The organism is Bacillus solitudinis, assembly GCF_002797395.1.
In the GTDB taxonomy this organism is placed as follows: domain Bacteria; phylum Bacillota; class Bacilli; order Bacillales; family Bacillaceae_D; genus Halalkalibacter_A; species Halalkalibacter_A solitudinis.
Genome location: NZ_KZ454943.1, coordinates 2,106,626 through 2,120,113 on the forward strand (window position 1 = coordinate 2,106,626; position 13,488 = coordinate 2,120,113).

The window sequence follows — 13,488 nt, forward strand, 5'->3', positions numbered from 1 at the left end:
GATTGTCCATACCAAGACATAAAGGTTGCGATTTGGAATGATTTTAGTAATAGATGTTGGGAACACAAATATTGTTTTAGGTGTTTACGAAGGAAAAGAGCTTCTTCATCATTGGAGGATGGCGACAAGCCGTCAGAAAACAGAGGATGAATATGCGATGGTGGTCAAAACGTTTTTTGATCACGAAAAGCTTAGTTTTGATAATGTGGAAGGTATTATTATTTCTTCAGTGGTCCCCCCCATTATGTTTTCATTAGAACAAATGTGCAAAAAATATTTTCAGTTACAGCCGATGATTATTGGGCCTGGAATTAAAACAGGTCTAAATATTAAGTATGAAAATCCTAGAGAGGTTGGTGCTGACAGAATTGTTAATGCTGTAGCTGGCATTCATTTATATGGAAGTCCGCTTATCATTGTCGACTTTGGAACAGCAACAACCTATTGCTATATCGATGAAAAGCAACAATATTTAGGTGGCGCTATCGCACCTGGGATCTCAATTTCCACGGAAGCACTTTATACAAGGGCCTCTAAGCTTCCGCGTATTGAAATTGCTAAGCCTATAAACGTATTGGGGAAAAACACAATTCATGCGATGCAAGCAGGGATATTCTATGGATATGTTGGACAAGTTGATGGTATTGTCACTCGTCTAAAGGAGCAAGCCTCCTCAAATCCGACTGTTATCGCAACAGGGGGGCTGGCTACGCTTATTGCAGAAGAAGCATCCTCAATTGATGTAGTCGACCGCTTTCTAACATTGAAAGGACTTCAAATGATTTACGAAAAAAATGCTAAGGTGAAGGAGAGATAAAATGGGCGATTATTTAATAAAATCGACTGGATTTGAAGGGAAAGTGCGGGCGTATGCTCTAGTAGCCACTGATATGGTCAATGAAGCTGTTCGGCGCCAAGGGACCTGGCCGACAGCATCTGCAGCACTTGGACGAGCGATGATGGCAAGCACCATGATAGCGACAATGTCAAAAGGGGATGCTAAGGTAACGGTAAAGATAGAAGGGAAAGGACCCATAGGTGCAATAATTATTGATAGCAATACAAAAGGTGAAACAAGGGGTTATGTCAGCAACCCACAAACTCATTTTGATTTAAATGCGCAAGGAAAGCTGGATGTTGCCAGGGCAGTGGGCACTGATGGATATTTATCAGTGGTTAAAGATATTGGGATGAGAGATAATTTTACAGGTAGTGTACCACTTGTATCGGGCGAATTAGGCGAAGACTTTACCTATTATTTTGCTTCATCGGAACAGACTCCTTCATCTGTAGGTGTAGGCGTTCTAGTTAACCCAGATAATTCAATTCTTGCAGCAGGAGGCTTCGTTATTCAATTAATGCCTGGAGCTGACGAGGCGATTATTGAGGAGATCGAAAATCGCTTAAAATCCATTCCACCTGTTTCAAAAATGGTTGAAGCCGGCATGCCACCAGAAGAGATGCTAAATGCACTACTTGGCGATGGTAATTTCAAGATCCTTGATAAGATGCCGATTTCCTTTTCATGTAATTGTTCAAAGCAACGAGTGGCCAATGCAATTATTAGCTTAGGTAAAGAGGAAATTAGAGATATGGTCGAGAAAGATGGTGGGGCAGAAACACGTTGTAACTTCTGTAACGAAGTATACCAATTCTCTGCTGATGACTTGGAAGAGCTTTATACTGAATCAAAATAAAAAATGGTAAAATGATAATCTATCAATTGACGGATATAAAAACGTTTGTTATCATAAATTTAATAAAACCAATAAAGTTACTTGGAATTAGGAGGCCGAATGATGAAAGTTGTAAATTCAATTACGGATTTAATTGGGCAAACGCCACTAGTAAAGCTTAATCGTCTTGTTTCTGAAAAGCATGCTGATGTCTATTTGAAGCTTGAGTACATGAACCCAGGTAGTAGTGTTAAGGATCGTATTGGCTTAGCCATGATCGAAGCAGCAGAAAAGGCTGGTAAAATCAAGCCAGGTGATACAATCGTTGAGCCGACAAGCGGCAATACAGGTATCGGTCTTGCAATGGTTGCTGCAGCAAAAGGATACAAAGCAAAGCTTGTTATGCCTGAAACAATGAGTTTAGAGCGTCGTAACTTACTTCGCGCATATGGTGCTGATCTTGTTTTAACACCAGGTCCAGAAGGTATGGGTGGAGCAATTCGTAAAGCTACTGCTTTAGCTGAAGAAGAAGGTTACTTTATGCCTCAACAATTTGAGAATGAAGCAAACCCTGCAATTCATCGTGAAACAACAGGTAAGGAACTTCTAGAGCAAGCCGAGGGGCAATTAGACGGTTTTGTATCAGGTATTGGTACAGGTGGTACGATTACAGGTGCTGGAGGTTTCTTAAAAGAACATTTCCCGAATCTTCAAATCGCTGCAGTTGAGCCTAAAGATTCACCGATCTTATCTGGAGGAAATCCTGGTCCACATAAAATTCAAGGAATTGGTGCTGGCTTTGTACCGAAAATTTTAGACACAAAAGTATATGATGAAGTTATCCAAGTAACAACTGAGGAAGCATTTGATTATGCGCGTCGTGCAGCAAAAGAAGAAGGAATACTAGGGGGTATCTCGTCTGGTGCGGCCATCTTTGCGGCTCTTCAATTAGCTGAAAAGCTTGGAGCTGGTAAGAAAGTCGTTGCGATTATTCCTTCAAATGGTGAGCGTTACCTAAGCACACCACTTTATAACTTTGAAGATTAATGAGTTATTAAAATTTTTAAGCAGTCCTAATTGATTAGGACTGCTTTTCTTCTTTTTCGATGTCATGTAGAATAGATAAAAAGGAATAAACGGGAGTGAAGCCCTTGCAACTAAAACAAAAACAGAAAAGCTGGATGAGCAAGGCTAAATCATTTACGATGAAAGCGGAAGATTGGTTTGCTCGTTATAAGCAATTGGCCGTTAATCACCCTAGACACATTCTCTTGGAAAGTGGACGTGGTGGAACATATAGTATTATTGGTTTACATCCTTTTGCAGTTATTGAAGGTAAGGGAGACAAGCTAACCGTTGAAATCGACAATCAAAAGTATACGAAAACGGGATCTCTTCTAACTTTAATGAAAGAAGTGATGAAGGAATATCAAAGTGAATCTATTCCTGAATTACCTCCTTTTCAAGGGGGAGCCATTGGTTACCTAAGCTATGATATCGTTCGAGAAATCGAAAAAATTCCATCAGATGCAGAAGATGATTTAAACTTACCAGATTTATATTTCATGCTTTTTCACGATGTCTTTATTTATGAGCACAAAAAAGAGAAGATGTGGATCATTGTCCATGGAGAAAAAGGAACGGAAGATGCTATCCAAAAGCGCCTTATTGATCATGAAAAGATGTGGAATGAAGTAAATGCCCATTTCGATTGGACGGGGAGTCCTTTTGAAGGCGAGCAGCACTTGACGTCTTCATTAAGTGAGCAAGCCTTTGGTGAAGCGGTTGAAAAAATTCGTGGTTATATCCAAGCTGGCGATGTGTTTCAAGTTAATTTATCAGTCCGTCAGTCAAAAAAAATGAAAACCGATCCTTTTCATGTGTATGATGTTCTAAGAAGACTGAATCCTTCACCATATATGAGTTATCTGCATACACCAGAATTTCAATTTGTGAGTGCTTCTCCGGAATTGCTTGTGAAAAAACAAGGATCCGAAGTAAGTACAAGACCTATTGCTGGGACTCGTTCAAGAGGTAAGAATGAAACTGAGGATGCTGTATTGGCAGCAACGCTTATCGAAAATGAAAAGGAACGAGCAGAGCATATTATGATGGTAGATTTGGAGCGCAATGACTTAGGTCGAGTGTGTAAGTATGGGACTGTTGGTGTAAACGAGCTAATGGTTATCGAGAAGTATTCACATGTCATGCATATTGTTTCTAATGTTCAAGGGGTGATTAGAGACGATGTAGATTTATATGATATCATTCGTGCCACGTTTCCTGGCGGGACTATTACAGGGGCTCCAAAGGTCCGAACGATGGAGATTATTGAAGAACTCGAACCTGTGAGAAGAGGGGTTTATACTGGTTCTATCGGCTGGATTGGGTTTAACGACGAAATGGAGTTGAATATTGCAATTCGAACGATGGTTTGCAAGGATGAATATGCTTATGTTCAAGCAGGTGCAGGGATTGTCATTGACTCGAATCCTCGCTATGAATACAAAGAGTCATTGAAAAAAGCAAAAGCCTTATGGCGTGCGCTTGAGTTGAGTGAAGAAGAGATTGCACAAAAAAAAGTCCAGCTGAGCTGAGGAGGAAGAGCAAAATGATTCTGATGATTGATAACTATGATTCTTTTACGTATAACCTTGTTCAATATTTAGGTGAAATGGGACATGAGCTCGTTGTTAAACGCAATGACCAAATAACAATTCAAGAAATTGAAGTGATGAATCCAGATTATTTAATGATATCACCTGGCCCTTGTAGCCCAAATGAGGCAGGGATAAGTTTAGAAGCGATCAAACACTTTGCAGGGAAGATTCCTATATTCGGTGTTTGTTTAGGACACCAATCAATTGCTCAAGTGTTTGGTGGTGACGTTATTCGAGCCGATCGATTAATGCATGGGAAAACCTCTGCTATAAACCATAATCAGCAAACCGTTTTCGCAGGGATTGTGTCACCATTTACGGCAACGCGGTATCATTCATTAATTGTTAAGCGTGATACATTTCCTGACTGTTTAGAGATTACCGCAGAAACAGAAGAAGGAGAAATTATGGCCCTTCGGCATCGTGAACTTGCGGTAGAGGGTGTTCAGTTTCACCCGGAATCAATTATGACAGATGCGGGTAAGCAGCTACTACGTAATTTTCTTGATACCTACAAGAAGGAACAACCCCCATGTACATCTATATAGATGGCAGCTTTGTTCTTGCTGAGCATGCGAAAATCTCTGTGTTTGATCACGGCTATATGTACGGATTAGGCTTATTTGAAACTTTTCGTATATATGACGGTCATCCATTCCTTATGGATGACCATTTTCGCCGTTTGGAAGACGGTCTTCAACATCTTGCTATTCATTGGTCAATGACTAAATCAGAAACTCTTGCTATTTTAGGTGGATTATTAGAAAAAAATGAATTGCAAGATGCTTACGTAAGATGGAATGTTTCGGCAGGATATGGGGATGTTGGTCTCTATACGGGTATTTACGACAAACCAACTACAATTGTTTACATGAAACCATTACCAAAGAGGATGGAAACCTCTAAGAAGGCAAAAATACTTCGTATTCCTCGTAACACACCTGAGGGAAGTGAGCGCCTTAAATCGCATCATTATTTAAATAATGTACTAGCTAAGCGAGAAATTGGGGATCGTTTAGATATAGAAGGATTGTTTTTAACAGAAAAAGGAGATTTAGCTGAAGGAATTGTATCTAACCTTTTCTGGGTGAAAAATGGGGTGGTTTATACTCCATCACTCGAAACAGGGATCCTAAATGGAGTAACTCGACAATTTGTGTTGGCCTTATTAAAAAGGGAAGGGATACGTTATCAGGAAGGGCTTTATAAAAAAGAAGTGCTTTTTGAAGCAGATGAGGCGTTCGTGACAAATTCCATTCAAGAGATTATCTCCCTAACAGCTTGTGACGATGTTTTATTTTCAGAGGATAGACCTGTAATAACTTACTTACAGGGAGCTTATAAACAAGCTAGAAAGATGTTGATGAGTAAGGATGAGTTAAGAAAGGAGTGAGGAAATGAATAAAATGCAATTTGGAAAGTCTCACCAGACGGTTATTATGGGGATTTTGAATGTCACTCCAAATTCTTTTTCTGATGGTGGAAGTTTTACGGAATTAGAAGCAGCGGTCCAACATGCGAAAAGGATGGTTGAAGAAGGAGCTGGTATCATTGATATTGGCGGTGAATCAACGCGGCCAGGGGCCGAAAAGGTTGACGAGGCAGAAGAATTAGAAAGAGTCATTCCAGTTATTCAAGCGGTATCCCAAGCGGTGAGTGTGCCAATTTCTATCGACACGTATAAAGCAGAAGTCGCAAAACAAGCACTAAATGCAGGCGCGACCTACATTAACGATGTTTGGGGGGCAAAGGCAGACCCAAACATGGCGGAGATTGCTGCTCAATACGATGCTCCAATTATTTTGATGCATAATCGCGATAATCGCCATTATCACGATTTGTTAACTGATATGAAATTGGATTTACAAGAAAGTATTAATCTTTGTCTAGAACAAGGGGTAAAAAAAGAAAAAATAATCTTAGATCCCGGGATTGGGTTTGCTAAAACGTATGCACATAACCTTGAAGTGATGAGACGGCTTGATGAAATTGTTGAAATCGGCTATCCTGTCTTGCTAGGAACATCTAGAAAGTCTTTTATTGCCAAAGCTTTAGACTTACCGGTAGATGACCGTGTTGAAGGAACAGGGGCCACTGTTTGTTTAGGTATTACAAAAGGTTGTAGCATCGTACGTGTTCATGATGTAAAAGAGATGTGTCGCATGGCGAAAATGATGGATACGATGCTTGGAAAAGGAGCACCCGTGTATGGATAAAATATATTTAAATGAAATGGCATTTTTCGGATATCATGGTGTTTTTAAAGAAGAAACTAAACTTGGTCAACGATTTTATGTGGATGTGACTCTAGAGCTTGAGCTACAACAGGCTGGTCAAGACGATAATTTAGAGAAAACGATTAATTATGGGGATGTTTATAATAGGGTGAAGGAGATTGTTGAGGGCAAGCCTTATAAACTTGTTGAAGCTGTTGCAGAGAGAATTGCAGCCGCGTTACTAGCCAATTACAATCAATTAACACAATGTACGATAAAAGTTGTAAAACCCGACCCACCTATTCCTGGGCATTACCGATCCGTTGCAGTTGAGATTACGAGGTCAAGATAATGAAGCATAATGTATATCTAGCGTTAGGATCAAATATTGGAGATCGTTCTTCTTACCTAGAGCAAGCAATTAATCAGTTATTAAATCATGACCAAATAGAATTCGTATCCCGTTCTTCGATTTATGAAACAGAACCCGTTGGCTATATCGATCAGCAGTCATTTTTAAACATGGTGGTTAATGTGAAGACAACACTTTCCCCTGAGAAATTACTGGAAGAAGTCCAAAAAATCGAGGCGGAATGTGGGAGAATAAGAGATGTAAGATGGGGGCCAAGAACATTAGACCTTGACATTCTCCTCTATGATGAAGAGAATATGGAGATGGAGAACCTATGCATCCCCCATCCCCGCATGTGGGAACGTGCATTTGTCGTTGTTCCTTTAATCGAGTTGAATCCGAAGCTTTTTGTGGCAACTTTGGATAAAACGATTCAAGAGGTATATAAGGAAATACCAGATAAAGAAGGTGTAGAGATATGGAGGCCAGTAATTGGGGGAGAAGGATTAGAGCCTTCCGGAAATTAAAAGGCTATACCCAAGAAGGGTTTGCCAAGGCAATTGGTGTGTCAGTATCTGTATTGGGTGAAATTGAAAGAGGAGTTCGCGATCCGGATGATCATCTTATTGATCGAATTACAAATGTATTAAAGGTATCAAGAAATGAAATGACTTATAAATAAATTAGATGCGAAGGTATGGAGGTGAAAAGAAATGTTGAAAATAGGTAATATTGAAATGAAAAACCAAGTTGTTCTAGCCCCAATGGCAGGTGTATGTAATCCAGCGTTTCGGTTAATAGCGAAAGAATTTGGGGCTGGATTAGTTTGTGCAGAAATGGTAAGTGATAAAGCGATTTTACAAGGAAACGAAAAGTCGTTAAGTATGCTTTATGTTGATGAAAGAGAAAAACCGCTCAGCTTACAAATTTTTGGGGGAGAAAAGGAAACATTAGTAGAAGCGGCAAAGTTTGTAGATAAGAATACGAACGCTGATATTATTGATATTAATATGGGTTGCCCAGTACCGAAAATTACAAAGTGTGATGCGGGGGCAAGATGGTTACTCGATCCAAACAAAATTTACGAAATGGTGGCAGCAACTGTTGATGCTGTCGATAAACCAGTAACCGTTAAAATGCGGATTGGTTGGGATGAGGATCACGTTTATGCAGTTGAAAATGCACTTGCTGTAGAACGCGCAGGTGGTAGTGCGGTCGCTGTTCATGGACGTACTCGTGTTCAAATGTATGAAGGGGTCGCCAATTGGGATATTATAAGAGAAGTAAAACAAGCGGTCAATATCCCTGTTATCGGGAATGGTGATGTGACTACGCCTCAAGATGCACGACGTATGCTTGATGAGGTAGGTGTTGACGGAGTAATGATTGGTCGAGCAGCATTAGGAAACCCATGGATGCTCTATCGTACAATTCAATATCTTCAAAATGGCGAGCTAGCTCCTGAACCAACAGCAAGGGAAAAAATTGATGTATGTATGATTCATTTAGAACGTTTAATTGATTTAAAGGGTGAGAATGTAGCTGTTCGTGAAATGAGAAAGCATGCTGCTTGGTATTTAAAAGGTTTGCGTGGAAACGGACGTGTTCGTGATAAAATCAATAGCTTCGAAACGAGAGATGATGTTGCTAAGTCGATGTACGCTTTCGTTGAAGAGCTTGAGGCAAAAATGAATGAAGAGGTTAATGTTGTTTGACTTTTAGAAGAGACTTGAATATAATGCGACTTGAGATTAAAGGTACTGCCAGTGTGTCACTGGCAGTTTTTGTACATAATAGGTTATTACATAGATAATTTAGATGAGGAGATGAGAAGGCGATGAGCCAGGAGCATGAATTTAATGATTTATTAGCGGTTCGCAGGGAAAAGCTTAATCAGTTACAAGAAAAAGGACTGGACCCGTTTGGAGGGAAATTTGTACGTACACATTCTGCGGTTTCAATGGAAGTAGCGTTTGAGGAGCTTTCAAAGGAGGCGCTAGAAGAAACTAAACAGGAGGTTACCATCGCTGGTAGAATTATGACAAAGCGTGGTAAAGGAAAGGCTGGTTTCGCTCATATTCAAGATTTAACAGGACAGGTTCAAATCTATGTTCGTCAAGATGGAGTAGGAGAAGAGCGGTACGAAGTTTTTGATAGTATTGATATTGGAGATATAGTTGGTGTGACGGGTGTTGCGTTTAAAACAAAGGTAGGAGAGCTTTCTGTAAAAGCGACAGACTTTCAATTGCTTTCAAAATCATTGCGTCCGCTTCCCGATAAATACCATGGTTTAAAAGATGTCGAACAACGCTATCGTCAGCGTTATGTTGATTTAATCGTAAATCCAGAAGTTAGAGACACATTCATTTTGCGTAGTAAGATTCTTCAATCGATGCGCCGCTACTTAGATGACCGTGGATATTTAGAAGTAGAAACACCAACGATGCATTCAATTGCCGGTGGAGCATCTGCACGTCCATTTATTACTCACCATAACGCGCTCGACATGACGCTTTTTATGCGAATTGCCATTGAACTTCATTTGAAGCGTTTGATAGTAGGTGGACTGGAGAAGGTTTATGAAATTGGCCGTGTTTTTAGAAACGAGGGTGTTTCTACGCGCCATAATCCTGAGTTTACGATGATTGAATTATATGAAGCGTATGCCGATTATAATGACATTATGGAACTTACAGAAGAATTGGTCGCTCATATCGCTCGAGAAGTAATTGGTTCAACAAGTATATCATATGGAGAATATCAAGTTGACCTTGAGCCTAAATGGAGACGCGTTCATATGGTTGATGCGATTAAAGAGCAATCTGGAGTAGATTTCTGGCCAGAAATGAGCGATGAAGACGCGCGTGATCTCGCAAAGAAACACAAGGTTCCTGTGAAAGATACGATGACATATGGTCATGTTGTAAATGAGTTCTTCGAGCATTTTGTTGAGGAGACATTAATTCAACCTACTTTTGTATATGGACATCCTTTAGCTATTTCGCCTTTAGCGAAAAAGAACCCGGACGATGGCCGCTTTACAGACCGATTTGAATTATTTATTGTGGGACGAGAGCATGCAAATGCCTTTTCTGAACTAAATGATCCTATCGATCAGCGTCAACGCTTTGAACAACAGCTTGTTGAAAGAGAGCAGGGTGATGATGAAGCTCATATGATGGATGAAGATTTCGTAGAGTCTTTAGAATACGGAATGCCCCCAACGGGTGGATTAGGGATAGGGATAGACCGTCTTGTCATGTTGCTCACAAACTCGCCGTCAATTCGTGATGTATTATTATTCCCACAAATGCGTAATCAATAAAGATAAAAGCAAACACCGTTATCTTTAGAAACGGTGTTTGCTTTTTTATTTAGGTTTTTGAGCTTCGGTAGAAAGAATCCTTTAATTTTAAGTGAAGCTGAGGATAATTAAAAAAGGAGAAAACAAAAAAGATTTTTTAAATAGTACTTGCTAATAGAATTTATTCATGGTATATTATTTCTTGTCGCTAAAACAACGACAGACGCAATTGAGTTGATAGAAAAAAGTTATTGACACTAAAAATCAGTTGTGGTATATTAATAAAGTCGCCATCGAGCGACAGTATAGTTCTTTGAAAACTGAACAAAAGCCAAGCGAAAAAATAGAGATTGTTTTATTTCGATAAATCAAATCTCGTCAATTTATTATGTAATATCGTTAGCGATATTTTTGAGCCTGTTGGTAAAACAACTCAAACACTTTTATGGAGAGTTTGATCCTGGCTCAGGACGAACGCTGGCGGCGTGCCTAATACATGCAAGTCGAGCGGACCTTTAGGAGCTTGCTCCTAAAGGTTAGCGGCGGACGGGTGAGTAACACGTGGGCAACCTGCCCCTTAGACCGGGATAACATCGAGAAATCGGTGCTAATACCGGATGATAGAACGAGCGTTCATGCGCATGTTCTCAAAGATGGCTCCGGCTATCACTAAGGGATGGGCCCGCGGCGCATTAGCTAGTTGGTAAGGTAACGGCTTACCAAGGCGACGATGCGTAGCCGACCTGAGAGGGTGATCGGCCACACTGGGACTGAGACACGGCCCAGACTCCTACGGGAGGCAGCAGTAGGGAATCTTCCGCAATGGACGAAAGTCTGACGGAGCAACGCCGCGTGAGTGATGAAGGTTTTCGGATCGTAAAGCTCTGTTGTTAGGGAAGAACAAGTGTCGTTCAAATAGGGCGGCACCTTGACGGTACCTAACCAGAAAGCCACGGCTAACTACGTGCCAGCAGCCGCGGTAATACGTAGGTGGCAAGCGTTGTCCGGAATTATTGGGCGTAAAGCGCGCGCAGGCGGTCTTTTAAGTCTGATGTGAAAGCCCCCGGCTCAACCGGGGAGGGTCATTGGAAACTGGGAGACTTGAGTACAGAAGAGGAGAGTGGAATTCCACGTGTAGCGGTGAAATGCGTAGATATGTGGAGGAACACCAGTGGCGAAGGCGACTCTCTGGTCTGTAACTGACGCTGAGGCGCGAAAGCGTGGGGAGCAAACAGGATTAGATACCCTGGTAGTCCACGCCGTAAACGATGAGTGCTAGGTGTTAGGGGTTTCGATGCCCTTAGTGCCGAAGTTAACACATTAAGCACTCCGCCTGGGGAGTACGGCCGCAAGGCTGAAACTCAAAGGAATTGACGGGGGCCCGCACAAGCAGTGGAGCATGTGGTTTAATTCGAAGCAACGCGAAGAACCTTACCAGGTCTTGACATCCTTTGACCACCCTAGAGATAGGGCTTTCCCCTTCGGGGGACAAAGTGACAGGTGGTGCATGGTTGTCGTCAGCTCGTGTCGTGAGATGTTGGGTTAAGTCCCGCAACGAGCGCAACCCTTGACCTTAGTTGCCAGCATTTAGTTGGGCACTCTAAGGTGACTGCCGGTGATAAACCGGAGGAAGGTGGGGATGACGTCAAATCATCATGCCCCTTATGACCTGGGCTACACACGTGCTACAATGGATGGTACAAAGGGTTGCGAAGCCGCGAGGTGGAGCCAATCCCAGAAAGCCATTCTCAGTTCGGATTGTAGGCTGCAACTCGCCTACATGAAGCCGGAATTGCTAGTAATCGCGGATCAGCATGCCGCGGTGAATACGTTCCCGGGCCTTGTACACACCGCCCGTCACACCACGAGAGTTTGTAACACCCGAAGTCGGTGGGGTAACCTTTATGGAGCCAGCCGCCTAAGGTGGGACAGATGATTGGGGTGAAGTCGTAACAAGGTAGCCGTATCGGAAGGTGCGGCTGGATCACCTCCTTTCTATGGAGTTTTTACTCTAGTCGATATATGACGTAGGTCATATACGCTTTGGTCTTTTGTTCAGTTTTGAAGGAACTTTTGTTCTTTCTATAGGATAGTTCTTTGAAAACTAGATAATGAAATGTAAACATGAAAGTCAAGAAAATTCATGTTTAATCGGAGACGATTAAACAAAAACCTTTTTTAATTTGGTTAAGTTAGAAAGGGCGCACGGTGAATGCCTTGGCACTAGGAGCCGAAGAAGGACGTGACGAACGACGAAACGCCTCGGGGAGCTGTAAGTAAGCTTTGATCCGAGGATATCCGAATGGGGGAACCCATCATCCGTAATGGGATGATACCCGTATCTGAATACATAGGATACGAGGAGGCAGACCTGGGGAACTGAAACATCTAAGTACCCAGAGGAAGAGAAAGCAAATGCGATTTCCTAAGTAGCGGCGAGCGAAACGGAAACAGCCCAAACCAAGAGGCTTGCCTCTTGGGGTTGTAGGACGTCTCATACGGAGTCAGAAAAGAAGAGCATAGGTGAAGCGGTCTGGAAAGGCCCATCATAGAAGGTAACAATCCTGTAACCGAAATGCCCTTCTCTCCGAGACGGATCCTGAGTACGGCGGGACACGTGAAACCCCGTCGGAATCCGGGAGGACCATCTCCCAAGGCTAAATACTCCCTAGTGACCGATAGTGAACCAGTACCGTGAGGGAAAGGTGAAAAGCACCCCGGAAGGGGAGTGAAACAGATCCTGAAACCGTGTGCCTACAACTAGTTGGAGCCCGTTAATGGGTGACAGCGTGCCTTTTGTAGAATGAACCGGCGAGTTACGATCCCGTGCAAGGTTAAGCTGATAAGGCGGAGCCGTAGCGAAAGCGAGTCTGAATAGGGCGCCATAGTACGTGGTCGTAGACCCGAAACCGTGTGATCTACCCATGTCCAGGGTGAAGTTCAGGTAACACTGAATGGAGGCCCGAACCCACGCACGTTGAAAAGTGCGGGGATGAGGTGTGGGTAGGGGTGAAATGCCAATCGAACTCGGAAATAGCTGGTTCTCCCCGAAATAGCTTTAGGGCTAGCCTCGAGGTAAGAGTATTGGAGGTAGAGCACTGATTGAACTAGGGGTCCCCACAGGATTACCGAATTCAGTCAAACTCCGAATGCCAATTACTTATCCTCGGGAGTCAGACTGCGAGTGCTAAGATCCGTAGTCAAGAGGGAAACAGCCCAGACCATCAGCTAAGGTCCCAAAGTATACGTTAAGTGGAAAAGGATGTGGAGTTGCCCAGAC

At 42.3% G+C, this 13,488-nt stretch carries 12 protein-coding genes and 2 rRNA genes (1 of these 14 running past the window's edge); all 14 read left to right on the top strand.

Going from position 1 to position 13,488, the window contains the following annotated elements:
- The first annotated feature begins 37 nt into the window (after positions 1 to 37).
- On the top strand, positions 38 to 817 hold the full coding sequence (locus CEF19_RS09990; protein ID WP_100405953.1) for a type III pantothenate kinase: 780 nt from the start codon (positions 38 to 40) through the stop codon (positions 815 to 817).
- Between the two features lies 1 nt (position 818).
- The gene (gene hslO, locus CEF19_RS09995) at positions 819 to 1,697 is read left to right on the top strand and encodes an Hsp33 family molecular chaperone HslO (protein ID WP_100405954.1); all 879 of its coding nucleotides are present in this window, start codon (positions 819 to 821) and stop codon (positions 1,695 to 1,697) included.
- Between the two features lie 99 nt (positions 1,698 to 1,796).
- Entirely contained in the window at positions 1,797 to 2,723 is a 927-nt protein-coding gene (gene cysK, locus CEF19_RS10000) for a cysteine synthase A (RefSeq protein ID WP_198510270.1), read from the top strand.
- 134 nt (positions 2,724 to 2,857) lie between these two features.
- Complete coding sequence (gene pabB, locus CEF19_RS10005) at positions 2,858 to 4,273, top strand: aminodeoxychorismate synthase, component I (protein ID WP_100408274.1); 1,416 nt, start codon at positions 2,858 to 2,860, stop codon at positions 4,271 to 4,273.
- Positions 4,274 to 4,287: 14 nt separating this feature from the next.
- Positions 4,288 to 4,884, top strand: coding sequence for an aminodeoxychorismate/anthranilate synthase component II (pabA, locus tag CEF19_RS10010; RefSeq protein WP_100405956.1), 597 nt, complete (start codon positions 4,288 to 4,290; stop codon positions 4,882 to 4,884).
- On the top strand, positions 4,869 to 5,729 hold the full coding sequence (gene pabC / locus CEF19_RS10015; protein ID WP_100405957.1) for an aminodeoxychorismate lyase: 861 nt from the start codon (positions 4,869 to 4,871) through the stop codon (positions 5,727 to 5,729). The genes pabA and pabC overlap by 16 nt, the downstream gene beginning before the upstream one ends.
- A 4-nt stretch (positions 5,730 to 5,733) precedes the next feature.
- Positions 5,734 to 6,552: a dihydropteroate synthase gene (folP, locus tag CEF19_RS10020; protein WP_157800927.1), complete on the top strand. Its 819-nt coding sequence runs from the start codon at positions 5,734 to 5,736 to the stop codon at positions 6,550 to 6,552.
- The gene (gene folB, locus CEF19_RS10025) at positions 6,545 to 6,904 is read left to right on the top strand and encodes a dihydroneopterin aldolase (RefSeq protein ID WP_100405958.1); all 360 of its coding nucleotides are present in this window, start codon (positions 6,545 to 6,547) and stop codon (positions 6,902 to 6,904) included. The genes folP and folB overlap by 8 nt, the downstream gene beginning before the upstream one ends.
- Positions 6,904 to 7,431: a 2-amino-4-hydroxy-6-hydroxymethyldihydropteridine diphosphokinase gene (gene folK / locus CEF19_RS10030; RefSeq protein WP_100405959.1), complete on the top strand. Its 528-nt coding sequence runs from the start codon at positions 6,904 to 6,906 to the stop codon at positions 7,429 to 7,431. Before folB ends, folK begins: the two co-directional genes overlap by 1 nt.
- Positions 7,383 to 7,586: a helix-turn-helix domain-containing protein gene (locus CEF19_RS10035; RefSeq protein WP_100405960.1), complete on the top strand. Its 204-nt coding sequence runs from the start codon at positions 7,383 to 7,385 to the stop codon at positions 7,584 to 7,586. The genes folK and CEF19_RS10035 overlap by 49 nt, the downstream gene beginning before the upstream one ends.
- A 31-nt stretch (positions 7,587 to 7,617) precedes the next feature.
- On the top strand, positions 7,618 to 8,619 hold the full coding sequence (gene dusB, locus CEF19_RS10040; protein ID WP_100405961.1) for a tRNA dihydrouridine synthase DusB: 1,002 nt from the start codon (positions 7,618 to 7,620) through the stop codon (positions 8,617 to 8,619).
- A gap of 122 nt (positions 8,620 to 8,741) precedes the next feature.
- The gene (lysS, locus tag CEF19_RS10045) at positions 8,742 to 10,229 is read left to right on the top strand and encodes a lysine--tRNA ligase (protein ID WP_100405962.1); all 1,488 of its coding nucleotides are present in this window, start codon (positions 8,742 to 8,744) and stop codon (positions 10,227 to 10,229) included.
- A gap of 421 nt (positions 10,230 to 10,650) precedes the next feature.
- A 16S ribosomal RNA gene (locus CEF19_RS10050) occupies positions 10,651 to 12,203 on the top strand.
- Between the two features lie 190 nt (positions 12,204 to 12,393).
- A 23S ribosomal RNA gene (locus tag CEF19_RS10055) occupies positions 12,394 to 13,488 on the top strand; it runs 1,843 nt beyond the window's last position.
- The 16S and 23S rRNA genes sit together here, the layout of an rRNA operon.

Coding starts and splice junctions, on each gene's coding strand:
- CEF19_RS09990 (WP_100405953.1), top strand. CDS start 38: ATGATTTTAGTAATAGATGTTGGGAACACAAATATTGTTTTAGGTGTT.
- hslO (WP_100405954.1), top strand. CDS start 819: ATGGGCGATTATTTAATAAAATCGACTGGATTTGAAGGGAAAGTGCGG.
- cysK (WP_198510270.1), top strand. CDS start 1,797: ATGATGAAAGTTGTAAATTCAATTACGGATTTAATTGGGCAAACGCCA.
- pabB (WP_100408274.1), top strand. CDS start 2,858: ATGAGCAAGGCTAAATCATTTACGATGAAAGCGGAAGATTGGTTTGCT.
- pabA (WP_100405956.1), top strand. CDS start 4,288: ATGATTCTGATGATTGATAACTATGATTCTTTTACGTATAACCTTGTT.
- pabC (WP_100405957.1), top strand. CDS start 4,869: ATGTACATCTATATAGATGGCAGCTTTGTTCTTGCTGAGCATGCGAAA.
- folP (WP_157800927.1), top strand. CDS start 5,734: ATGAATAAAATGCAATTTGGAAAGTCTCACCAGACGGTTATTATGGGG.
- folB (WP_100405958.1), top strand. CDS start 6,545: ATGGATAAAATATATTTAAATGAAATGGCATTTTTCGGATATCATGGT.
- folK (WP_100405959.1), top strand. CDS start 6,904: ATGAAGCATAATGTATATCTAGCGTTAGGATCAAATATTGGAGATCGT.
- CEF19_RS10035 (WP_100405960.1), top strand. CDS start 7,383: ATGGAGGCCAGTAATTGGGGGAGAAGGATTAGAGCCTTCCGGAAATTA.
- dusB (WP_100405961.1), top strand. CDS start 7,618: ATGTTGAAAATAGGTAATATTGAAATGAAAAACCAAGTTGTTCTAGCC.
- lysS (WP_100405962.1), top strand. CDS start 8,742: ATGAGCCAGGAGCATGAATTTAATGATTTATTAGCGGTTCGCAGGGAA.